The organism is Rosettibacter firmus, assembly GCF_036860695.1.
GTDB lineage: Bacteria > Bacteroidota > Ignavibacteria > Ignavibacteriales > Melioribacteraceae > Rosettibacter > Rosettibacter firmus.
The window spans coordinates 164,733-188,668 of record NZ_JAYKGJ010000004.1 but is presented as its reverse complement, the minus strand read 5'-3'; the positions used below and the strand labels follow the sequence as shown (position 1 = coordinate 188,668).

At 28.1% G+C, this 23,936-nt stretch carries 23 protein-coding genes and 1 pseudogene; 16 read left to right on the top strand and 8 right to left on the bottom strand.

Annotated features, from left to right (window positions below; genetic code table 11):
• Positions 1–94: 94 nt before the first annotated feature.
• From VJY38_RS12630 to VJY38_RS12580, 11 genes are all read left to right on the top strand, one after another.
• Positions 95–493, top strand: coding sequence for an Rrf2 family transcriptional regulator (locus VJY38_RS12630; protein WP_353681081.1), 399 nt, complete (start codon positions 95–97; stop codon positions 491–493).
• Between the two features lie 49 nt (positions 494–542).
• Positions 543–1,289, top strand: a complete 747-nt coding sequence (ric, locus tag VJY38_RS12625; protein ID WP_353681080.1) for an iron-sulfur cluster repair di-iron protein — start codon at positions 543–545, stop codon at positions 1,287–1,289.
• Positions 1,290–1,297: 8 nt separating this feature from the next.
• Positions 1,298–1,756 (top strand): c-type cytochrome, encoded by a 459-nt coding sequence (locus VJY38_RS12620; RefSeq protein WP_353681079.1) that lies wholly within the window; start codon positions 1,298–1,300, stop codon positions 1,754–1,756.
• A gap of 16 nt (positions 1,757–1,772) precedes the next feature.
• The gene (nosZ, locus tag VJY38_RS12615; protein WP_353681078.1) at positions 1,773–3,716 is read left to right on the top strand and encodes a Sec-dependent nitrous-oxide reductase; all 1,944 of its coding nucleotides are present in this window, start codon (positions 1,773–1,775) and stop codon (positions 3,714–3,716) included.
• A gap of 77 nt (positions 3,717–3,793) precedes the next feature.
• The gene (locus VJY38_RS12610; RefSeq protein ID WP_353681077.1) at positions 3,794–4,804 is read left to right on the top strand and encodes a nitrous oxide reductase accessory protein NosL; all 1,011 of its coding nucleotides are present in this window, start codon (positions 3,794–3,796) and stop codon (positions 4,802–4,804) included.
• Positions 4,791–6,050 (top strand): nitrous oxide reductase family maturation protein NosD, encoded by a 1,260-nt coding sequence (gene nosD, locus VJY38_RS12605; RefSeq protein ID WP_353681076.1) that lies wholly within the window; start codon positions 4,791–4,793, stop codon positions 6,048–6,050. Before VJY38_RS12610 ends, nosD begins: the two co-directional genes overlap by 14 nt.
• Positions 6,034–6,744, top strand: coding sequence for an ABC transporter ATP-binding protein (locus VJY38_RS12600; protein WP_353681075.1), 711 nt, complete (start codon positions 6,034–6,036; stop codon positions 6,742–6,744). Before nosD ends, VJY38_RS12600 begins: the two co-directional genes overlap by 17 nt.
• A complete protein-coding gene (locus VJY38_RS12595) occupies positions 6,728–7,519 on the top strand; it encodes an ABC transporter permease subunit (protein ID WP_353681074.1) in 792 nt (263 codons plus the stop codon). The genes VJY38_RS12600 and VJY38_RS12595 overlap by 17 nt, the downstream gene beginning before the upstream one ends.
• A 14-nt stretch (positions 7,520–7,533) precedes the next feature.
• Positions 7,534–8,763 (top strand): DUF438 domain-containing protein, encoded by a 1,230-nt coding sequence (locus tag VJY38_RS12590; protein ID WP_353681073.1) that lies wholly within the window; start codon positions 7,534–7,536, stop codon positions 8,761–8,763.
• The gene (locus tag VJY38_RS12585) at positions 8,753–9,271 is read left to right on the top strand and encodes a DUF1858 domain-containing protein (protein WP_353681072.1); all 519 of its coding nucleotides are present in this window, start codon (positions 8,753–8,755) and stop codon (positions 9,269–9,271) included. Before VJY38_RS12590 ends, VJY38_RS12585 begins: the two co-directional genes overlap by 11 nt.
• A 17-nt stretch (positions 9,272–9,288) precedes the next feature.
• Entirely contained in the window at positions 9,289–10,527 is a 1,239-nt protein-coding gene (locus VJY38_RS12580; protein WP_353681071.1) for a multiheme c-type cytochrome, read from the top strand.
• Positions 10,528–10,592: 65 nt separating this feature from the next.
• On the opposite strand, the gene VJY38_RS12575 is transcribed toward VJY38_RS12580, so the two are convergent.
• From VJY38_RS12575 to VJY38_RS12545, 7 genes are all read right to left on the bottom strand, one after another.
• Complete coding sequence (locus VJY38_RS12575) at positions 10,593–11,024, bottom strand: RrF2 family transcriptional regulator (RefSeq protein WP_353681070.1); 432 nt, start codon at positions 11,022–11,024, stop codon at positions 10,593–10,595.
• Between the two features lie 17 nt (positions 11,025–11,041).
• On the bottom strand, positions 11,042–12,091 hold the full coding sequence (locus VJY38_RS12570) for a mechanosensitive ion channel family protein (protein WP_353681069.1): 1,050 nt from the start codon (positions 12,089–12,091) through the stop codon (positions 11,042–11,044).
• A gap of 6 nt (positions 12,092–12,097) precedes the next feature.
• On the bottom strand, positions 12,098–14,773 hold the full coding sequence (locus tag VJY38_RS12565) for a carboxypeptidase-like regulatory domain-containing protein (RefSeq protein ID WP_353681068.1): 2,676 nt from the start codon (positions 14,771–14,773) through the stop codon (positions 12,098–12,100).
• Positions 14,774–14,816: 43 nt separating this feature from the next.
• On the bottom strand, positions 14,817–15,644 hold the full coding sequence (locus tag VJY38_RS12560; RefSeq protein WP_353681067.1) for a hypothetical protein: 828 nt from the start codon (positions 15,642–15,644) through the stop codon (positions 14,817–14,819).
• A gap of 30 nt (positions 15,645–15,674) precedes the next feature.
• Positions 15,675–16,145: a hypothetical protein gene (locus tag VJY38_RS12555; protein WP_353681066.1), complete on the bottom strand. Its 471-nt coding sequence runs from the start codon at positions 16,143–16,145 to the stop codon at positions 15,675–15,677.
• A 3-nt stretch (positions 16,146–16,148) separates the two neighbouring features.
• Entirely contained in the window at positions 16,149–16,658 is a 510-nt protein-coding gene (locus VJY38_RS12550) for a DUF4402 domain-containing protein (protein WP_353681065.1), read from the bottom strand.
• Positions 16,659–16,765: 107 nt separating this feature from the next.
• Positions 16,766–17,248, bottom strand: a complete 483-nt coding sequence (locus VJY38_RS12545; protein ID WP_353681064.1) for a DUF4402 domain-containing protein — start codon at positions 17,246–17,248, stop codon at positions 16,766–16,768.
• Positions 17,249–17,543: 295 nt separating this feature from the next.
• On the opposite strand from VJY38_RS12545, the gene VJY38_RS12540 reads away from it, so the two are divergent.
• The 3 genes from VJY38_RS12540 to VJY38_RS12530 all read left to right on the top strand — a co-directional run bounded on the left by VJY38_RS12540 (position 17,544) and on the right by VJY38_RS12530 (position 20,018).
• Positions 17,544–17,852: a hypothetical protein gene (locus VJY38_RS12540; RefSeq protein ID WP_353681063.1), complete on the top strand. Its 309-nt coding sequence runs from the start codon at positions 17,544–17,546 to the stop codon at positions 17,850–17,852.
• 69 nt (positions 17,853–17,921) lie between these two features.
• Entirely contained in the window at positions 17,922–18,593 is a 672-nt protein-coding gene (locus VJY38_RS12535; RefSeq protein ID WP_353681062.1) for a response regulator, read from the top strand.
• Positions 18,594–20,018 (top strand): ATP-binding protein, encoded by a 1,425-nt coding sequence (locus VJY38_RS12530; protein ID WP_353681061.1) that lies wholly within the window; start codon positions 18,594–18,596, stop codon positions 20,016–20,018. It abuts the gene before it with no gap.
• A gap of 486 nt (positions 20,019–20,504) precedes the next feature.
• On the opposite strand, the pseudogene VJY38_RS12525 reads toward VJY38_RS12530, so the two are convergent.
• Positions 20,505–20,810, bottom strand: a pseudogene (locus tag VJY38_RS12525) (septal ring lytic transglycosylase RlpA family protein); the annotation flags it as partial.
• 625 nt (positions 20,811–21,435) lie between these two features.
• Here VJY38_RS12525 and VJY38_RS12520 point away from each other — a divergent pair.
• Both VJY38_RS12520 and VJY38_RS12515 read left to right on the top strand, forming a co-directional pair.
• On the top strand, positions 21,436–22,926 hold the full coding sequence (locus VJY38_RS12520) for a glycosyltransferase family 2 protein (protein ID WP_353681060.1): 1,491 nt from the start codon (positions 21,436–21,438) through the stop codon (positions 22,924–22,926).
• Entirely contained in the window at positions 22,923–23,924 is a 1,002-nt protein-coding gene (locus VJY38_RS12515; RefSeq protein ID WP_353681059.1) for a DUF4922 domain-containing protein, read from the top strand. The genes VJY38_RS12520 and VJY38_RS12515 overlap by 4 nt, the downstream gene beginning before the upstream one ends.
• Positions 23,925–23,936 lie beyond the last annotated feature (12 nt).

Sequence of the window (23,936 nt, the reverse complement as noted above, 5' to 3'; positions counted from 1 at the left end):
TATTTAGAAAAATAAATTATTATTAAAAAATAAAATAATACTTGACATCTTAATAAAATATTTTTAAGTTATATCAGAATATTTAATCTGATATATGTTTTTAAGCAAAAGAATAAAATATGGTATGAAAGCCCTTTTATACTTATATCAAAAACAAAACGAAGTAATATCTGCTGCAAGATTATCGAAAGAATTAAATGTGCCAAAAGAATTTATTTCGAAGATAATGCAATCACTGGTATATCAGGGTATATTAAAATCAAAAAAAGGAAAAGGTGGTGGTTTTTATCTTGCAAAAACACTTGATGATATAAATTATGAAATTATTCTTAGAGTGCTGGGTTATGAAGTAAAAAACGACGAGTGTTTATTTGATATGTCACAAATGTGTGCAGGAAAGATCTGTCCCTTCTGTAATCAATGGAAAGAATTTATTTACAACTTCAATTATACAATAAAAAATTTTTCGATTAGTGGTAAGATGATAGAGTAATTTTTTGAATTATAATCAGACTTTAAATACTTAATAAAGGAGGTGTAAGATGAATCATATAATTAATGCTAATGATCTTGTTAATAGTAATATAAAAGATATAGTTATTGCAAATTATAAAACTGCGGAAGTCTTTGAGAAATATAACATAGATTTTTGTTGTAATGGGAAAAGACTTCTTAAAGATGTTCTGCAAGAAAAAAATCTTAAAGGTAATGATCTTATAAATGATTTAATTAATATTATTAAAAGTGAATCATCTGCAGAAGAAAATTTTGATGAATATGATTTAAAAAAGTTAATAGATCATATAGTTAATGTTCATCATAAATATGTTATTGAAGCGATTCCCATAATTAAAACTCATTTAGAAAAAGTAATAAGCAAGCACGGTGAAAAATATCAGTTTCTATTAGAAATAGGAAATTTGTTTTCTCAGGTATCAAAGGAATTAGAAAATCATTTATTTAAAGAAGAACAGATATTATTCCCCTTCATTAATTATCTGGTTAACTGTCAGAAAGATGGTGAAAAACCAAGATCGAGGAGTTTTGGAACAATAAAAAGTCCAATTAGACAAATGGAAATAGAGCACGATGCTGCTGGAAATATTTTACACAAAATTAGAGAATTGACTGGAGATTATAAATTACCAGAAGATGCATGCACAACTTTTACTTTAACTTATGAAGAATTGAAAGAGTTTGAAAGTGATTTACATAAACATATCCATCTTGAAAATTATATTTTATTCCCCAGAGCAGTTGAATTAGAAAATACCTTAATTAATAAATAGGAGATAAAATGAAAAAAATAATATTAGTCTTATCGTTTTCATTCTTATTGTGGTCTTGCGGAGGGAATGAATCAAATATAGATCCTGAAAAGGAAAAATTAGCAATCAAATATGGATTAACTCCGTTTGAATATGAAAATGGAGTAGGACCTATTAAACAGAAATTGAATATCCCTTCTGAAATTGATCGGATTAAGGCGGAGAGTGGTAAAAAAATTTTTGAAGAAAAGTGCACTCAATGTCATAAACTAGATGAAAGATACACGGGTCCAGCACTCAGAGACGTTACAAAAAGAAGAACACCAGAATATATTATGAATATGATTCTAAATCCCCAGGGAATGACACAAAAACATCCTGAAGCTAAAAAACTTTTGAGCGAGTATGCACTTCAAATGACTTTTCAGAATGTAAGTCAAGAAGATGCAAGAAATATTTTAGAATACTTACGCTCCGAATCAAAATAAAAAAGGGAGTATTAATATGAAAACAAAAAAAACAATATTAGTATTAGTTCCTTTATTAATTCTGGGAACAATTCTTTTTAATTGCTCGCAGTCGAAAGAAACTGCAAGTTTTTCAGATGCTGCAGAAAAAGTATATGTAGCACCAGGTAAGTTAGATGAATTCTATGCATTTTTTTCAGGAGGATTTAATGGTCAACTTTCTGTTTATGGCTTACCTTCTGGACGACTGTTCAAATCAATAAGTGTATTTTCACAAAATCCAGAAACAGGTTATGGTTATTCCGAAGAAACAAAAGCTATGTTGAATACTTCTTATGGATTTATTCCCTGGGACGATGCTCATCATCCAAAATTATCTCAAACTAATGGCGTACCAGATGGTAGATGGATTTTTATAAATGCTAATAATACACCACGAGTAGCAAGAATTGATTTAAGAACATTCGAAACAGCTGAAATTATAGAGATACCTAATTCTGCTGGAAATCATGGCTCGCCATTTTTAACAGAGAATACAGAATATGTTGTAGCTTCAACAAGATTTAGTGTCCCAGTGCCCAATAAAGATGTTGCAATTTCTTCGTATAAAGAAAACTTTAAAGGCACTCTTAGTTTTATTAAAGTTGATCAAAATACTGGTAGAATGGATTTGGCATTTCAAATTCTTGTACCTGGCTTTAATTATGATTTAGCACATGCAGGTAAAGGACCATCACACGGCTGGGCATTTTTTACTTCTTATAATAGTGAACAAGCAAATGAACTCCTTGAAATTAATGCATCGAAGAACGATAAAGATTTTATTGCTGCAGTAAATTGGAAAGAAGCAGAAAAATATATTTCTCAAGGAAAAGCAAAATGGATTGATGCTGAATATTATCACAATGTTTTTGATGAAGAAAAATTACATGCCTATTCTGAAAAGAAATCTAAAGTACTTGTTCTAAATTCAAAAGAGTGTCCAGGCATTATTTATTATCTTCCAACTCCTAAATCTCCACATGGAGTCGATGTAGATCCAAGCGGTGAATACATAGTTGCTGGAGGTAAATTAGCTACTGTTATTCCTGTTCATTCATTTACTAAAATGTTGAAAGCAATTGAAAATAAAGATTTCATAGGTGAAGTAGATGGAATCCCAATTTTAAGATACGAATCTGTTATTGCTGGCGAAGTTGAAAATCCTGGCCTTGGACCACTTCATACAGAATTTGATGGTAAAGGTTATGCATATACTTCAGCGTTTGTTTCTTCAGAAATTGTTAAGTGGAAATTGGGTACATGGGAAGTTGTAGATAGAATACCAACTTATTATTCAATTGGTCATTTAATGATACCTGGTGGCGATAGTAAAAAGCCTTGGGGTAAATATGTTGTTGCTTTAAATAAAATTACTAAAGATAGATATTTACCAACTGGACCAGAAATCTGTCAGGCTGCTCAATTGATTGATATTTCTGGTGATAAAATGAAGTTGTTACTTGATTTCCCGACAGTAGGAGAACCACATTATGCACAGGCTATTCCAGCAGATATTTTAATCAAAAACAACAAGAAATTTTATGAATTAGAAAAAAATAAAAATCCATATAAAACTAATGGCGAAAAAGAAGCTAAAGTTATTAGAAATGGAAACGAAGTTCATGTTTATATGACTACCACAAGAACACATTTTAAACCTGATAATATTGAAGGAATAAAAGTTGGTGATAAAGTTTACTTCCATATTACAAATCTTGAACAGGATTGGGATATACCACATGGTTTTGCAGTAAAAGGATTGAATAATTCAGAGTTATTAATTATGCCAGGTCAAACTAAAACTATCTTATGGGTTCCACAAAAAGCTGGCATTTATCCATTTTATTGTACTGACTTCTGCTCTGCATTACATCAAGAAATGCAGGGTTATATTAGGGTCTCTACTCAAAATAGTAATGTTAAGTTGAGTTATAATTAACGATTAAAAAAGATGACACAGAAGAGTTTTAATTAAACTAAATTCTGTGTCATCTTTTAATAATAAAGGTATCTAAAATGAAAATAAATAAAAAACAAATATTAATCTTATCTTCTCTAATTTTATTATCGTTGACATTTTTTTTCCCGATATGGAAAATAGATCTCGAAGCTCCACAATATCCCGAAGGAATTGGTTTGAGAATCTGGTTGAATAAAATTACTGGTGTTAATGAATATGATCTCGATAATATTAATAAACTCAATCACTATATTGGTATGAAAGTAATTGACCAGGAATCAATTCCAGAGCTTAAAATAATGCCATATATAATTATCTTTTTTATACTCTCTGGATTAATGTTAATGTTTTTAAATAATAAATTATTTTCTGCTACCTGGATAGCTTTGTTGATTATTGTTCTTTTAATTGGATTATATGATTTTTATTTGTGGGAATATGATTATGGTCATAATCTTAATCCAGATGCTCCTATAAAAATTCCTGGAATGGTTTATCAACCACCATTGATAGGTACAAAGCAATTACTCAATATGAAAACCACATCTTTACCAGATACTGGAAGTTATTTGATTGGATTAGCTGTTATAATAAATTCAATTTTGTTATTTGATAAAAATAAATTCATTTCAAAATCCTTTTCATTTATTGTTGTTTTGTTGTTATTTAATTTCTGCCAAAAACAACCTGAAAAGATTAATTATAACAACGAAGATTGTGCAAGTTGTCAAATGACAATTTCGGATAATCGATTCGGTGCAGAATTAATTACAAAGAAAGGAAAAGTTTTAAAATTTGATTCGATTGAGTGCCTTGTTTTTTATTCAGAGAATTTTAATCAAGATGAAATTTATTCGATGTGGGTTACAGATTTTAGTAATCCACCTGAACTGATTAATATTAAAGATGCATACTTTTTAAGAAGTAGTGAAATTCAAAGTCCTATGGGATTAAACATATGTGCTTTTTCGAATACAGATAGTTTGAATAAAATAAAAAATGAATTTAATGGTAACATTTTTAATTGGGAAGAATTGGTGGATTTAGTAAAAGATGAATGGCATTAGTAAAAATATTATTTATTCCTTTATATTCTTAATTGTATTATTTAATCAAGTTCAATCAAGAATATTAATAGTTCAGAAAGGATTTCGAATAACATCTATAAAATCTGCTTTGGAACTCTCTAACAATGGTGATACTATTTTAGTAAAGAGAGATTATTATTCTGAAGGAACGATTATAGTTAATAAATCAGTAACATTAATTGGAGAAAATTTCCCGATAATTGATGGCAATCATAAAAATCAAATAATGATTGTAAAATCTTCCAATTTCAAAATAACAGGATTTCAATTTCAGAATTCTGGGATTAGTTTTATTTCAGATAATTCTGCAATTAGACTCGACAGTGTAAACAATTGTATTATTGAGAACAATAAATTCTTAAACAATTTTTTTGCAATATATCTTTCTAAGACAAGAAATTCACAAATAATAAACAACACAATTATTGCATCAAACAATAAGCAAACTATGTCTGGAAATGGTATTCATCTATGGAATTGTAAAAACATCTATGTTATCGGGAATAAAATTGAAGGACATCGTGATGGGATATATTTAGAATTCGTAAGAAGTAGTTTTATAGAAAACAATTATTGCAAAGGTAATTTAAGATATGGTTTGCATTTTATGTTTTCTGATAGTTGTTTTTATAGACGAAATCACTTTGAAATGAATAAAGCAGGTGTTGCTGTAATGTTTACAAAGAATGTGACTATGATTGAAAATAATTTTAAAAATAACTGGGGTAGTAGTTCTTATGGTCTTTTGTTGAAAGATATTACTGATAGCAAAATTATCAGAAATAAATTCTACAAAAATTCCTGCGGGATCTATTTTGAATCGTGTAATAGAAACCAAATATTTAATAACGATTTTATAGAAAATGGTTGGGCTATAAAGCTAATGACGAATTCAATGAATAATCTATTTCAAAGAAATAATTTCATTGAAAATACTTTTGATGTTTCTACAAATAGCACTCAGAATTTTAATACTTTTACAGAAAACTTCTGGTCAAATTACAACGGTTATGACTTGAATAAAGATAACATTGGTGATGTTCCTTTTCGCCCTGTTAAATTATTCTCTTTCATTGTTGCTAATAATCCAGTGACATTAATTTTATTAAGGAGTTATTTTGTTGAAATTCTGGATTTTGCAGAAAAAATTATACCTACTTTAACTCCTGCAAATTTATTAGATGAAAAACCATTAATGAAAAGGTCGTATGATAAAATTAATTAATGTAAGTAAACAATATGGTTCGATAAATGCATTGGATAATGTTACTATTAATATAGAAGGTGGTACTTTAAATTATATCATCGGTCCTAATGCATCTGGTAAGACTACACTTATTAAGTTGATACTTGGATTGATAAAACCATCATCTGGTAAATTATTTGTAAATGAAGTTAATCTTAATGGATCGCATGAATATAAAGAGTCAATCGGGTATATGCCCCAGGTAGCCAGTTTCCCTGAAAATTTAAGTGTGAAAGAAATATTTCAAATGTTAAAAGGATTGAGAAATAGTAAGTCTAATTATGATGAAGAATTGATCGAAAAATTTAATCTGGTAAAAGACTTTAATAAACAAATTAAAAATCTATCGGGTGGAACCAAACAGAAAGTAAATGCTGCAATTTCTTTTCTCTTTGATCCCGAAATTTTAATTCTCGATGAACCAACAGCGAGTTTGGATCCATATGCTGGAAAGATATTAAAAGAAAAAATTATTAAAGAGCATAAGAAAGGAAAAACAATAATTTTTACTTCACATGTTTTGAATGACCTTGGTGATATTGCTACTGATTATATATTTCTCTTAGAAGGTAAAGTTATTATGAATCTTAAAAAAGAGAATATCAAAGATCAAACTCTGGAAGAACTTGTTTTATCATTTATAAAAGAAAATTCAAATGCATACGTTACTTAAGATTATTAAATATCAGCTTCAAGATATTTCACGAAACAAATGGTTATTAATTTATACAATATTCTTCTTTGTGTTCAGTTATTCTATCTTTTTATATGGCGAAAATTTTACGAAAGTAATTATAAGCATGATGAATTTAATTCTTCTAATTATACCATTAGTTTCAATAATATTCGGTACAATTTATTTATATAATAATAAAGAGTATATCATCTTTATGCTTTCTCAACCAATTAGAAGAGAAATATTATTCTTGGGTTTGTACATTGGTATTGTTTTACCTTTAATAATCAGTTTTTTATTAGGAGCAGGAATACCATTAATTTTCTTTATAAATAAATTTGAAATAGACTTTTTATTATTGAGCTTATTCTTTACTATTGGAATTCTACAGACACTTATTTTTTCTTCTTTGTCTTTTCTGATATCTACTTTTAAAGATAATCGACTGCTTGGATTGAGTTTATCTTTATTTATCTGGCTATTTCTTACTGTAATTTATGATGGATTAATTTTATTTATATTAAATCATTTTCAAGATTATCCATTAGAAAAAATTTCTTTATTAATTTCATTCTTAAATCCAATTGACTTAGCTCGAATTATAATTATGCTTAAGCTTGACATAGCAGCACTAATGGGTTACACTGGTGCTCTTTTCCAGAAGTTTTTTAGCAATTCATTGGGATTGATATTTGCATTAATGATGATGTTAATCTGGTCAATTATTCCATTTGTAATTGGAATAAAAAAATTTATTAAAAAAGATTTTTAATTAAGAGGAGTATTATGAGTGAATTAATTAACAACAGCAGAGTGAGAGTAAATGAATTAAAAAAATTAATACTTGATTTGCATAAGGGAATTTCTGTCGAAGAAACTAAAAAGAAATTAATCGAAAAATTAGGCAGTGTACCTTATGGAGAAGTTGTTCAGGCAGAAGAAGAATTAATAGCCGAAGGACTTGAAAGAAATGAAATACTTAAATTTTGTGACCTGCATACCGAAGCCTTAAAAGGTCATATCGATACAACTTTTGCAAAGCAAATTCCTGATGGTCATCCTGTAGATATATTCATAAAAGAAAATAAAGAAATTAAAAAAGTAATTGATAAAATAAGACATCTTTTTTATGAGAACTCAAAAAGAAATCCTGAAGAATATTCAGGTGATCTTCTAACTCAACTGCACGAGCAATTTAATTTATTGATGGATATTGAAAAACATTATTTAAGAAAAGAAAATCTTTTATTTCCTTTTTTAGAAAAACATAACATAACAGGACCACCAATGGTGATGTGGGGTAAACATGATGAAATAAGAACTTTTTTAAAATCTTGTTTCAATTTATTTGAACAAAAGGATGAAGTTTCATCAGAAGTTTTAAGTGGATTTATAGAATTAATGTTTGAACCAACAGTTAAGTTAATTGAAGAAATGATTTATAAAGAAGAACAGATCCTGTTCCCGATGTGTATGGATGTACTTAACGAAGTTGAATGGTATGAAATTAGTAAACAGAGTGATGACATCGGTTATTGTCTTTATTCTCCAGAAATAATCTGGCGACCTGAATTTCAAGAAGCAGAAGAAATAACTGATAATTTAGATAAAATAAGATTTGAGAATGGTTCACTCTCCAAAGAAGAATTAGAAGCAATATTAAATACTATTCCAGTTGATTTAACTTTTGTAGATAAAGATGATAAAGTGAAATTCTTTTCTCACGGTGGTGATAGAATTTTTCAAAGACCAAAAGCAGTTTTAGGAAGACAGGTTCAATATTGTCATCCACCTTCAAGTGTTCATATTGTAAATCAAATATTAAATGATTTTAAATCAGGTAAACAAAATGTTGCAAAATTCTGGATTAATTTTCATGGCAAATATGTGCATATAGCCTATTATGCTGTTCGAAATAAAGATGGTGAGTATTTAGGCACTCTCGAAGTAACACAGGATATTAAAGAATTTAAATCACTCGAAGGAGAAAGGAGAATATTGCAATATGACAAATAAAAATCTTGAAATAACACCAAACACAATTGTGGGTGATTTACTCAATACATATCCACAACTTGAAGATAAGTTGATTGAAATTGCACCAGTGTTTTCTAAATTAAAAAATCCAGTTTTAAGAAAAACAATTGCTAAAGTGGCTACTTTAAAACAAGCAGCCCAGATTGCGAATATCTCTGTTGCACAATTAGTGAACAAATTAAGAGCTGAAGTAAATCAAGAACAATTAATTATTGAATCTGAAAAGCAAAAAGAAAGTAAACCAGATTGGGTAGATAAAAAGAAAATTGCTTATGAGTATGATGCAAGTGTAGATATTGAAAGTGGATTTCATCCAGCAGCAAAAGTAACGAAAGAAATTTTAGAGCTAAAAGAAGATGAAATTTATTTACTAATTACTCCATTTGTACCTGCTCCATTAATTAAAATAGTGGAAGAAAAAGGTTTTAAAACCTATACAGAAATAAAAGGGGAAAATCTTGTTCATACATATATTTCAAAAATATAACCCCATAAGGAGGCTTTATGAAAAGTTATAATTTATTTTTACTTTTATTTTTTGTATCAGGGTTCATTTATTCCAGAAATAATAAGTGTATTGAATGTCATTATTCTACAACTCCACAAATAGTATCTGATTGGAAATTAAGCAAGCATGCTGAAAATGATATTGATTGTTCTGTATGTCATGGAACAGATCACATGTCTGCAAATGATGTATCAAAAGTAAAATTACCTACACCAGAAACTTGTGCACAATGTCATGATACTCAAGTTAATCAATTTAAAAAAGGAAAGCATTCAATAGCATGGGCAGCAATGAAAGCAATGCCAACAGCACATATGCAACCAATGGTTTTAATGGAAGGCTTAAAAGGCTGTGGTGGATGTCATAAAGTTGGTTTAAAAACAGAAGAAGAAATTAAAAAATTAAAAAACGATGGTTCAGTATTTGGTCATTCTTCATGTGATGTATGCCATACAAGACATACTTTTAGTAAAAAAGAAGCTCAGCAACCTCAAGCTTGTCAAACATGTCATCAGGGTTTTGATCATCCTCAGTGGGAAATGTATTCAGGTTCAAAACATGGTGTTAGATATTTATTGAAACAAAATGGAACTTTATCAGAAAATGTTTCTGCTCCAACCTGTCAAACATGTCATATGCCTGATGGAAATCACGAAGTCAGAACTGCCTGGGGATTTCTTGCAGTTAAATTACCTATGCCAGAAGATAAACAATGGGCTGAAGATAGAGCAACTATTTTGAAAGCACTTGGTGTTTTGGATCCACAGGGTAAGCCAACTCAATTACTTGAAGTTGTAAAAGCGGCTGATGTTGCAAGATTAACTCAAGAAGACTGGGAAAAAGAAAGAAACAAAATGATTAATGTATGCAGTAAATGTCATTCAGAAAATTATGTTCGAGCAGAACTTAAAAAAGGTGACGAAATTATAAAGAGTGCAGATCGATTAATGGCTGAAGCTATCAATATTGTAGCAGATTTATATAAAGACGGTATAATTGAAAAACCTCAAAATTATTCTTATTCTTATCCAATGCTCCTTACTTTTCATGATGCACCTACTGCAATAGAACAAAAACTTTTTGTTATGTTTCTTGAACACAGAATGAGAACTTTTCAGGGTACATTTCATAACAACCCGGATTATGCTTTATGGTATGGATGGAGTGAAATGCAAAGAGATTTAACAGAGATTAAAGAATTGGCACATCAGATGAGATTAAATAAATCCAGATAAAAATAAGTTTAGAGCACAGATGACGCAAAAATAAAAATTATTGCTCTATGTTATCTGTGCTCTTTTTATAAGTTTAATATTTTTTGAATTGTTTTTTCTTTGAGCTGGGAGAGTGTTTCTTCACTGAACATTTTGTAAGCTTCTTCTCGGAGTTTGCCCCATTTGTCATGTACAGGACAAGGATTTTCATTTGAGCATCCGGGAAATCCAAGTACACAAGATTTAAAAATATCCAAACCATCTATTGCTTCTATAATATCTATTAAACGAATATTACCGGGATTTTTAGCCAGATAAAATCCACCGCCTTTCCCTTTTTTAGAACCTGTTATTCCATGATATGTCAACTTCTGTAATATTTTAGAAACAAACTCTTTTGGTACTTTTAGTTCTTGTGAAATTTCATCTGCACTGACAATAACATTTTGTTTTTTAATAGATAAATATAACACTGCTTGAATTCCAAGTTCACAAGCTTTAGAGAAAAAGACAGTCATATATATACTCTAAAATATCATTCGGATTTGTTTATAAAAATTGTTTGAGTTGGATAAGCAAACTCAATTTTTTCTTTTTCGAATTTCTCAAAAATATCATAATTAATTTTTTGTTGTATATCCATATAAGTCAAATAATCTGGAGAAAGAATGAAATAAACAAACTCAAAATTAAGACTAAAATCACCATAGCCAGCAAAATGTCCTCTATCGAATTGTACTAAATCATTTTTAATAATTATTTCTTTAATCATTTCAGGGATACTTTTTAATTTTTCGAATGGAGTTTGATAGGTAACTCCTAACTTCAACACTACTCTTCTTTTTTCTAATCTTTTGAAATTATGAACAATTGCACTGGTTAGTTTTGAATTGGCAACAATTAATTGTTCGCCATTTATTGATTTAATTTTTGTAGTCTTAATACCAATTTTTTCTATGTTTCCCATCTTTCCATCAAAAGAAATGAAATCTCCCACTTCAAATGGTTTATCAAAAAAAATTACAAAGTAACTAAACAAATCACCAAGCAATGCCTGAGCAGCAAGTGCAACTGCTATTCCTGTTATTCCCAAACCAGTAACTATTGTGGTAACATGAAAACCAAGATTATCCAGTAAAAATATTAAACCAATTATCCATACAATTAGATTTATAATTCCATAAAGTGGTTGAATTCTTTGTAACTCCTCCACTCCTCGTTGTTTTTGAAAATATCTATCTAAAAGAAATTTAATTAATGCAATAGTGAATCGTATAATAAAATAAGTTAGTATAATTAGTGAAACTATGCTGATAATTCTATCGGCTTGTTTACCAAAACTCAGATATTCAAGCACTAAATAAATTGCTCCTAAATATATAGCAGGTATTAAAAGTCGATTTACACTTTTTTCAATGTAGTTGTATTTATTAAAACCAGATGATTCAATTTTTATTTTAATTCTCTTTAATAAAATCTTTTTTATAAAATGAATAATTAAAAAAGTGAGAATTAATATTAATACTGCTGTTAAATATTCTTTGATAGTATTGTCGTAGTATTTTAGTTTTAGTAATTCTTCCATGAATTTTCATTCGATAATTTTTAATTCAAAGTTAATATTTTCCAGAGTATTATCATAGTTACCGGGATTGTAAATAATGTTTTCGGGAAATGAAACACATTTTAATGCTTTTAATTGTTCAGGATCGATATATATTTTGTAATTCGATGGTTTTATTCCTGATAAGTAAAAAGTTCCATCAGAAAATGTAGTTGTAGAAAACCTGTAGCCATCATTTAAATTTTCAAAGACAATTTTGATTCCATTTAGAGATTTTCTTGAATTATCATTCAATAACAAAGTAACACTACCATAAATTTCTGTGGCTTCGTAAAATGGTATATCAATTATTTTTGAAGTATTGGGTTCTGTTTGAATAGCAATTGTTTTAAAAGCTGGAATTAAAAATCCATTCTTAATGCTTTCATTAACTCTTATAATATATGTTGTATATGGATTTAATTCTCTTAGTTTAATAATTCCATCACCTGCTTTTTCCATTGAACAGGGAGTTTCTAAAAATGCTTCTGCATCGTTAATCAATGTTTCATCTTTGTCATATTTATTATTTCCATTTTTATCTAAGAAAAATCTACATATAATTGAAGATTTCCCTACCTGCGATCGGTTGTAAAAAGAATATCGATTGATTTCTGCATCATAAGCAATTGAACCATAGATGTTTGTAAATATATTGTTGTTTGTAATTGTTGACCAATTTTTTATGTAAGGGAAGTTTATAACCAGGCCACATTGAAAATAACTACCAGAATTAAGAACATTATTGTATATGATTTCTAATCTGCTTTGTGAAAAAAACTCAGTTGAATAAGTTATGTTATATTGTACAAACTTATTGCGAGAAATATCATAATTAACCTGTAAGTTAATCAAATTAGCACTGGTGGATCTCAAAATATTATCTAAAAATCTTAAAGGGATAATTATTCCTGAACTCAGATATGACTGCTTACTTGTATAATTTTTATATTCAGTCAAATATTGTTTAAATGAAATTGAAGGATTAAAGTACTCTGTTTTTGCACCAATGTTTAGACCAAAGTATTTGTTTTTAATGTCTGATGAATTCTGCAATTTAAAAATTGTTCCAAAACCAAATGAAATGTTTCTAAAGTCTAAAGGCGAAAAAAAATCAAATTGAAAATCTTCATTAATATTAAAAGGATTATGAAAAGAAGATTTGTAATATTTTGTTGCAAGAATATTTATTGCAGTTTGTGAATAAAACAAAGTATTAAATCCAATTCTGTAGTAAGCATCTGGTGCTAATGTGAAACTAAAGATGTTAGAAGAACCCAGCCTTGCATTGAATTCATTGTATAAAAAGAATTTTTTTGGTGAATTATTTTCTAAGAATTCAATACCAATACTATTTGTTATCGATTCTGTTATTCCATAAGTACCTAAGATATTGCCAACTAAATTATTGTTATATGTAATTCTTCCTATATTAATTGTGTAATTAAATTCACCAGGTGGAATAAATCTTATAGGTATCTGAAATAATCTTCTTGTAGTTATGTATTTTCCTTCTGGACTGTAATATTTCAAATGAATAAATGTAGTGCCATATTGTAAAGGAATGTTGAAATTGAAGAATCCATTTGCATCGGCTTTTGTAACGTCGGTTAGTTTATTATTAACATATAATTCTACAGTCCAGTTAGGTCCACAATAATTTGAAATAACATAATTATAAAAGTTTTTTCTTGGTTCAACTGGTTCATTGGTAATTTTAATTCCATTGAATATTGATTGCTGTAATCCATTATACTCATTTGTACCCAGTGATATTTGTGTTATTGATTTTTTATTAAAAACATAACTCCAGTTATAAGTATAATCATTAATTGAATGGTACTTTTGATTTAAGCTACCATTCAAGTTAATTTCTGTTGTACCACCAAGTACAATTCCACCAACACCAATATTATAATTATAAAATGCTGGTAATCCCTTTGTAAAATTCGATGATATAAAATAATCAAACAAAAGTCCGTAGAAATATTTCTTTGTTAATGGATAATAAAAATCGGGGACAATAGTTTCTTTGGAAATATATTTATAAAGAGTTTCTCTTTTTACTCTCATTAAAATCGGGAGATTTTTTTCAGTAATTAAATTTATACTCAGGTCGTTTAGATTAATTGATGTTGATATATTGAATGCTTTTTTTAAAAGTTCTGGTTTTATGTAAATCTCAAGTGGAGTAAAGATGAAATCATCATTTGCAATTATGAATGATTTGTGTTTATCCTGATAAGTTAATTTTGTGAAATTAAAAGTATATGTACTATCTTCTTCTATGAAGAAGCCAGTAATAATTTTTTCATTAAGATTAGTATTAAAATTAATTTCTAATAATTTCAGTAATTCTAATAAAGGAATATAAAATGAATTATTGGTATATAAAGTTATTATTCTACTTCTCAAAACATCTTTATAGATTAAATAGAAATAGGCTTCTTCTCTTTCATCAAAATAATTATCAGAAGTATTTAAGACTGGTTTAGTTAAAGAAGAATCAGGTTTAGAAAAGTTTTTAATTGTATCTCGATTTTCTTTTAATCCATTGAATATTTGATGCGGATTATTTGAAATAGAAAAATTATTTGCCCAGCTTAAAGCTGGTTCAAAAAGTAATAAAAAAATACTTATTATGAAGACATCTTTAATTATCAATTATTGTTTCACAAAAAATTATTTTATTATTCCTTTCAAAAGCTTAATCTATAATTATATCTAAAGTTTTTGTAATATTATTCTTAATAACACTTAATGGAGCACTATTAGGAACATCTTCTTTTTCATTATGTGTTACTTGAATAATTGCTTTATAATTTCCTTTTTTGAATTCAGCAAGATCGAAGCTTTGTTTAACTGATAAATCGTAAAATACTTTTGTATGCTGTGTATCTGTTTTAATAAGTTGATTATCAGAATTATATATAGAAACTTTGACATCACCAAAGAATGGTGAATTTCCTAATTTCTTTAAAGATGTAACGATATCAAGTTTGTCCTGATTTTTATAATATTTTGCATCTACTATATCTATTCCAGTATTAGCATTACCAGTTCTATATAACATTGTAGTAATTTGATTTAGTACAAAATTTATCTGTGCATTCAGATTTTGACTATTAGTATCTAATAAAGGTTGAGGTCTCTGTTTTGTTGAAGAAGTAACAATTCTCACCCAGTAAGTTCCATCCTGTAAATTTTGAGGAGGTTTAATTGTCAATCCAATTAATTGTTTTTGCTTTGGTTTCAAAATAAATTTTTTTGGAAATGCTCGAACGTAGTTAAGAATTGATGGATATTCAGTTCCAGGTTCATCAATATATTTCATTGAAAGATTTCCAAGAGAATCTGAAACAGGGAATCCAAATTTAAATGATACTCCAATTTCATAAGGTTCATCAGATTCATTTTGAACAATCATATTAGCAAATTGATTTTTGTTGTCCATATAAACAACATAAGGTGAAATAATAATCTGTGCAATAAGCAAATTGGGAATTAGAATTAAAATAAGATAATATTTTTTCATAGCCATCAAATTTTTGTTTTTAAGATAAATTTAAATTCTTTCTACATTCATAATTATTGTACCAGAATATAAACCACTTGATATTGATACAGGTATAGTAATCGTTGCACCTAGCCAGATATAGATATTAGTATTCTTTTTTAGTCTATTAAATGTAAGTGGTTGGTAAGGATCAAAATTAGTTCTACCAGTTGTTAAATCTCTTCTTGCCCATGCAGATTGTTGAGTGCTAAAAGTTATAGTAAGATTATCAATGTTATTTGTCAAATATGAAGGTAAAACAAATTGAACAAGAATATTAACATTCTGTAAATTCCCGGTATTGAAGTAAAATTTTGCAGCATTAACATCTAAATGACTTACAGTAGAAGAATAACCTTTGAATACATCTCCGAATGCTAAATCCCTAAGTTTACTAACAATTAATTGTGCAAATGTAGTTTCATAAATTAGGAAGCAAAAAATAAAAAGATACTTGATATGTAAAAATTGCCTCGCCATAATTTAGTATGAAACATTTATTACGAAAGTCCCGGTATAATAACCAACAGGCTGGTTGGCATTTATGCTTATAGAACCACCAGTCCATAAATAAAGTTTGCCTATACCGCCTACATCAGTTAATGTATAAACACCTCCACTTGTCACAGGTGAAGGATTAGTATAATTTGGATTTGTTCCTGTATGATTCACTTCAGGAGTAAAAGTTATTGTGCCGGTTGTTCCTCCATGTTGAGCAACCCAGCTAAAATTATCGAGTGTAACAGAACTAAAAGAAATTGTTACACTACTATTTGGATTACCCTGTATTTCGTGCCTGCTTCCTTCAGCAGGTGATTTTGTAACTACATAAGGATTGGGCATAACAATCACGTCTCCAAAATCTATACTACCTGTTGTAATAATAGTAATAGGGGTTATAACATTAGCTGTTACACTTGCACTTGCACTTCCAGATTGTGCAAAGCAAAGAGAAGTTAAATATAAAACTATTATTAATGAATTTTTTATCATACATCTTTATTATAAATAATAAAGATGCAAATATCAACATAAAGAACATAATAAAGAAAGACACTACCTTAAAATTGGGTAGTGTCTTTAATAATTGCAGTTCCCCTTTAATAAGCAACCGATATTGTAAATGTACCAGAATAGGAGCCCGGCTCCTGATCTGCTGCAACAGCTAAAGAACCTCCTACCCATAACCAAGCCTTTCCACCACTTGTTAAAGTGACCTGATTTCCACTAGATATTGGTGTTGCACCGCTGTAGGAACTTGAAGTAGTATGCTCAACATCTGGAGTAAATGTCATACTACCAGAGCCACCATTTGAAAGTGTAACATTATTAAATGTAACTGTTACAGGAGTGTTATTATTACCGGTTACTTCGAAGAGAGCTCCATTATCTGGTGTTTTGGTTGGAGTTTGGGGACTGCCAGTTACAACGATATTTCCAAAGTCCAGGTTACCAGAAATATGTTGAATTGATAATGCTGCAAGAATGTTTGCTGATACCTGAACACTAGCACTTTGTGCATAGTTTGTTGTAACTGTAAAAAAGAACGCTAGAATTGCTAGAAGTTTAGCTAGCTTCTTCATCTCGCACCTCTCTGTGAATTAATAATTATTTATTTCGTTTATCAATCCTCTGTGAAAAAATTGATAAACGTTTCTGGTTAATTATCGCAATCATTTAGGAAAAGTTTAGTTAATGTTATAAATATTTTACTGTTATGAATAATTATGCATAATAGCTAAGCATAAAACAATTACTTTTTCAACCACTAGGTTTCTTTTATTAAAATTTTTTAATCTTTCTTTAATATATGCTTAATGATATGAATGTATTTTTTGAGTGTTAATTAATATGTCTCACAAATAGAGGAATAATATTATGAAACGTGGTATTTTCTCATTTCTTGCAGTATTAGTTGCTGTTATATTTTTAGTTAATAATGTAATTGCGCAATCTCAATCTAATACTACAACACCTCAAACAAAAAAAGTTGAATCACAGGTAACCACCTCATCTCCTTCTACACAAAAAGCTGAAAAGCCAAAAGCCGTTACTGAAAAAAAGAAAGAAACCAAAAGTGACACAATAAAAGCTGAAAAGAAGGAGAAGGTTGCACACCACAAAAAGCATAAAAAGTCAGAAGAAAAACCAAAAGAAGAAAAAACAAAAGAAGACAAAAAACAATAGCTGAAATTGTCTTGGGTTAAGCTTCCGAAAGGAGAGTTAATTACTCTCCTTTTTATTATTTTATAATATATGAGAATTTTAATTATAGAAGACGAAAAAAAAGTTGCGTCTTTCATTAAAAAAGGTTTGGAAGAAGAATTTTTTACTGTCGATATTGCTTACGATGGAAAGAAAGGACTTGAACTTGCAACAGTTGAAGAATATGATTTAATAATTTTAGATATAATGATTCCGTATATCGATGGGCTTACATTAACAAAAGAATTGCGTAAGAGGAAAATAAACACTCCTATTTTATTATTGACAGTTAAAGATTCTGTAAGCGACAAAGTTGAAGGACTTGATGCAGGTGCTGATGATTATTTAACAAAACCTTTCGCATTTGAAGAACTCACAGCTAGAGTTAGGGCTCTCCTGAGAAGAAATGAAATATTAAAATCGAATATTCTTACCGCAGCAGATTTAAAATTAGATTTAATTACACATACTGTTTTTAGAGGTAATAAAGAAATATATTTAACACAAAAAGAGTTTTCCATTCTTGAATATCTTCTCAGAAATAAAAATAGAATTGTTACACGCACCAAACTTATTGAGCATGTTTATGATTATCATTTTGATACCGAAACAAATGTAATTGATGTATACATAAATAAACTAAGAGCTAAAATTGATCAAGATTATGAAAAGAAATTAATTCATACAATTCGTGGTTCAGGTTACATGATTAAAGATGAATAAATGAAGAACTTAATTAAATCATACATTTTATCTACTCGCTTCAAGATATCTATTTGGTATGCTGTGGTTTTTTTAATTCTCGAATGCCTTTTTGGATTAATTGTGTATCAATATCTTTATAATAACTCGCTGAAAAAGTTAGATGCTTCACTTACCTCACAAGCAAAAGCAATAATGCACATACTTGAGTCGAAGCATATTGATATAGAGACATTTCAACCAGATAGTAATTATACAAGTGAAGAGGATTTGATATGGGATATAATTTATGATGTGGTAATTTTTAATGAAAGAAATACATTTATTCAAATTTCCTCGGGACCTAAGGTTATATATAAATCAGCCAACCTATTAGAAACCAATCTAAATTTCTCTGAAATAAAACGACCGTATATGATATTTGATTTTACAGATCATAAATTATCCGACGATGAAATAAGAGGAGTACTTTTACAGAACAACAAATACAAAGTTATAGTGGCTTATCCTAAAAAACACATTGTACAAATAATAAATAGTTTAACAGATATATATATTGTTTTAGCTCCTCTGTTTTTTGTGATTTCATTGCTGGGAGGTGCAATAATATCTCAAAGATCATTATCTCGAATTGATAAGATTATTAAAAAGACAGAAGAAATAACAGCTCACAACTTAAATGAAATTATTCCAGGTGAAGAACATGATGATGAATTTGGTAGATTGGTAAAAAAGATGAATGAGATGATTCAAAGAATAAGAACTTCTATTGAATATATGAATCAATTTTCAATCTCGGTAGCACATGAATTAAAAACACCACTTACTATTCTAAGAGGCGAAATTGAAATAGCTCTTAAGTCTAATAAATCACAGGGAGAATATGTAGAAATTCTTAAAAGTAATTATGAGGAGATTCTAAGACTTATAAAAATTATTGATAATTTATTTTTCATATCCAAAAATGAGCATAATTTAATAACACTTAATAAGAAAAAAGTTGAATTAGAAAAATTCTTATCGTCTTTAATTAGAAATGTTAATGTCTTACTCAACGAAAAAAGCAAAAAGCTTGTACTCAATTTGGAAAGTGACTTCTCTGCTTTTTTTGATCCGGATTTAATCAAGCAAGCTCTCACAAATATTATTGATAATGCAATTAAATATGGCTTGGATGGATATCCAATCATAGTTACCGCACTGAAAAAAGATTCTGATATGTTTGAGATAATTGTAAAAAATGAATGTGAAAACGTAAATGAAATTGATACAGAAAAAATTTTCAATAGAAATTTTAGATCAGATTTATCAGCAACAAAAAATATAAGAGGTATGGGCTTGGGCTTAAATGTAGCAAAATCAATTATTAATTTACATGATGGTTTAATAAAAGCAGAAAAAACTAATAATTCGATTGAGTTTATAATTCAATTACCATTGATATAATATTAATGTGTTTTAATGATGTGCACTATAGGAATTTATTTATTGAAACTTAATCAGCAAATAAAAAATTGTAATCATCAAGGTTAACACTTCTCTAATATTTAATCACACTGTAATATTAAATACAAAATTTTTATTAATATCCTTTTCATTTATTTAATATTACTGAGTATGAATCACCAATATTTTGCTTGAATGTGACGAGTAATATCTTGTTTTATTTCGTATCGACTCAAATTTTGTAGATTAAGTTGTAAGAAATTTATAAGCAAGTAGAATTTATATTTATTAGTAATTATTTGATTTGAAAGTGCACGATTTGGATAATATCTACATTGTACTAAGAAAAAATTTATCGGTAAAGAAGTCTAAACATTTATTAATAGAAATGTAGCCGAATGCTAACTTATGTAAAAAATAAAAAAGGCAAATCCACATTACTGGACTTGCCTTGAATTTAAGAAACGATTATAAATTATATTAAAGTTAGTTTAATACTATCGCTGGTAATATATTATCAATGGTTATCTCTTCTACTTTTACTCTAATGACACCATGTCTAATCATTCCCAACGCTAAAGCTGTTCCTTTAGATAAATCTAAATCTCTTCCTTCAATATAAGGTCCACGATCATTAATTCTTACAATTACACTTTTTCCATTTTTTAAATTGGTAATTCTTAGATATGTACCGAATGGGAGTTCTTTATGTGCAGCTGTTAATGCCATTTGGTTATAAATTTCACCATTGGCTGTGGTTTTTCCATGAAAACCAGGACCATACCACGAAGCTATCATTACTCCTAATTCATTATAATTGACCGGAACAATATCGGGATTTATATCTTTGTTGATTCTTACTTTGTCAATAATAGTTGTTTCTCTTGCTGTTGAATCACCGAAATTAATTACACCAACTGTTAATGCTATCATTGATATTATTAACATTAATTTAATTATACGCAATAACTACCTCTCTTTTTGTTTTACATAACTTTTGAGTAAAAAGAAAATTCAAGAAAACTTTTGTTGTCTATATTTTCAGATTGGGATTGAAGCTTTTGCAGGTTCGATTAGAAAGTGTTTTGAGAGATAACTTCTCTGATGAAAAGTTATCCAATTTTAACTCCTGTGAATTTTTTTCGGATACAATATTTAATATGATATTTATAATGTGTAACCTGTTTTCTTTAATTAACTGATTTCTATCTTTAAACTAATAATTCAAAAAATATACTATTTACTTTTTGATACATTTTGTATTAACAAATATAGATATATTGAACTTATGAAAAAAGTTTACAATTAGTTTAAACTATGGTAACTTTTAGTAATTTTATTTACTGAATAATAATTATTCCACTAATCTATAAGAGAAATACTTAATAATTTTATTTTGATTACTGGAGATTTTAGAATGAAAAAAATATCTGTTGTACTTCCATTTATTGATGAAGTAATAACATTAAAGATAATTACACAATTAAAAAGATCTGAATTAATTGAAGATATTTTTCTGCTTTGTGATGAAAAACAAAACAATTTCTTCCCTGATGTAAAATTTATGTGTGAAGGAAATATCAATAATACCAAGACATTGAAAAAATTAAGTGAGCAAATTAAGAGTGAATATATACTTGTTCAGATAAACAAATCATCGATACAACTGTGTGAAGAAGCAATTGGAAAATTTTATAATTCTGCCTTCTCAACAAATTCCAGAATTATTTATTCTGATTTTTATGAAAAAGTTGATAATAAAATAATTGAACATCCATTAATTGATTATCAGATTGGAAGTATTCGTGATGATTTTGATTTTGGTCATTTAGTTATGATAAATACTAACTCGTTTAAAAAAGCACTTGAGCAGTCAAACGAAAATTATAATTACGCTGGCTTTTATGATATTAGACTTAGAATTACAATAGAAGATAATTTATCAACAGAAGATTATTATAAAAGTGTTTATCACATAAAAGAATATTTGTATACTGCAGAAAAAATATACTTAGACAAAGATTATGAAAAACATTTTGCGTATGTTGATCCCAAGAATCGTTTAAGTCAAATTGAAATGGAAAAGGTAGCAACTGAACACTTGAAAGAAATAGGTGCATTTATTAAACCCCCTTTCAAGGAAATCGATTTAAACAAAAACAATTTCGAATATGAAGCATCAGTAATAATTCCTGTTAAAAATAGAGCTAAAACAATTGTTGATGCAGTAAATTCTGCTTTAAATCAAAAAACAAATTTTAAGTATAATGTAATTGTGGTTGATAATTATTCAACAGATGGAACAACTGATATATTAAAAAAACTTTCGACTCAGTACAATAAATTAATTCATATAATCCCCGATCAAAAAAATTTATTAATTGGAGGTTGCTGGGAATTAGCTATTCATCATCCTCTTTGTGGAAAATTTTCCGTCCAGCTTGATAGTGATGATTTATATAAAGACGAAAATACTCTTCAAAAAATTATTTCAAAATTTTATGAAGATCGTTCAGCAATGGTAATTGGTTCTTACATATTGACAGATTTTAATCTAAAAGAAATTCCGCCTGGAATAATTGACCATAAAGAATGGACAGATGAAAATGGTCCAAACAATGCTTTAAGGATTAATGGACTGGGAGCACCAAGAGCATTTTATACTCCCTTACTAAGAACAATAAAAATTCCAAATGTTAGTTATGGAGAAGACTATTATTTAGGTATTACAATTTCTCGTGAATATAAAGTCTCAAGAATTTATGAGCCAATTTATATTTGTAGAAGATGGGAAGGAAATACCGATTCATCTTTAAGCATTGAAAAAATTAACAAAAATAATTTTTATAAAGATTCATTAAGAACAAAAGAAATCTTAATCAGAATACAAAAAAATATGAACCAATGATTATTGATGAAAAAATACCAAAGAATAACCAGAAAGAATTCTGGTTAAAAAAAATATCAGATTTAATTGAGATGCAAAAGGAAAAATGGGAACTTCTAAAAAATAATTATGAAAACTTATCCAGCATAAAGACACGAGAATTTGAATTCGAAAACAAAATTACAAAAAGAATAATTGTACAGTTCAATCCACATAGAATTAAATCTACTACAGCTGACCTGAACGAGAATGTTATTCAAAATCGAAAATGTTTTTTATGTACAAATAATTTACCTGAAGAACAGGATGGTTTAATTTATAATAAGAACTTTTTAATACTTGTTAATCCATATCCAATTTTGAAAGAACATTTAACAATATCTAAGATAAAACACACACCACAAACAATTATCAGTCACTTTCATGATTTACTGGATTTAACAGAAGACCTTAGTGAAAATTTTACAATTGTTTATAATGGACCTAAGTGCGGTGCTTCTGCTCCAGATCATATGCATTTTCAGGCAATTACAAAAAATGTTCTCCCTGTTGAAAAATATTACGAAGCTTTAAAAGAAGAAGTATTCATAAGAAGTAATCAGCTGGATATATACATCTTTGAAAATGCTATTGTAAAATTTATCTCGTTCGAATCAAAAAATAAGATTGATATACTCTATGCGTTCAAAGTATTTTTAAATGCAATAAAAAAATTATTTTCTGAAGAAGAACCAATGATTAATCTAATTTCTTCTTTTTATGATGAGAAATTTAGATTGATTATTTTTCCACGACTTACTCACAGACCAAAACAATATTATTTTGATGATAATAGAAAATTACTCGTTAGTCCAGCAGCAATAGATTTAGGTGGAATTATAATTACAGTAAGAGAAGAAGACTTTAATAAAATAACCAGGAATGATATAATAGATATCTATAATCAAGTGACTTTTACTAAGGAATATTTTGAATACATCAAGAAGAAATTAAACGATGCTTTTCAAAAAAATAATTAAATTAATGAATAT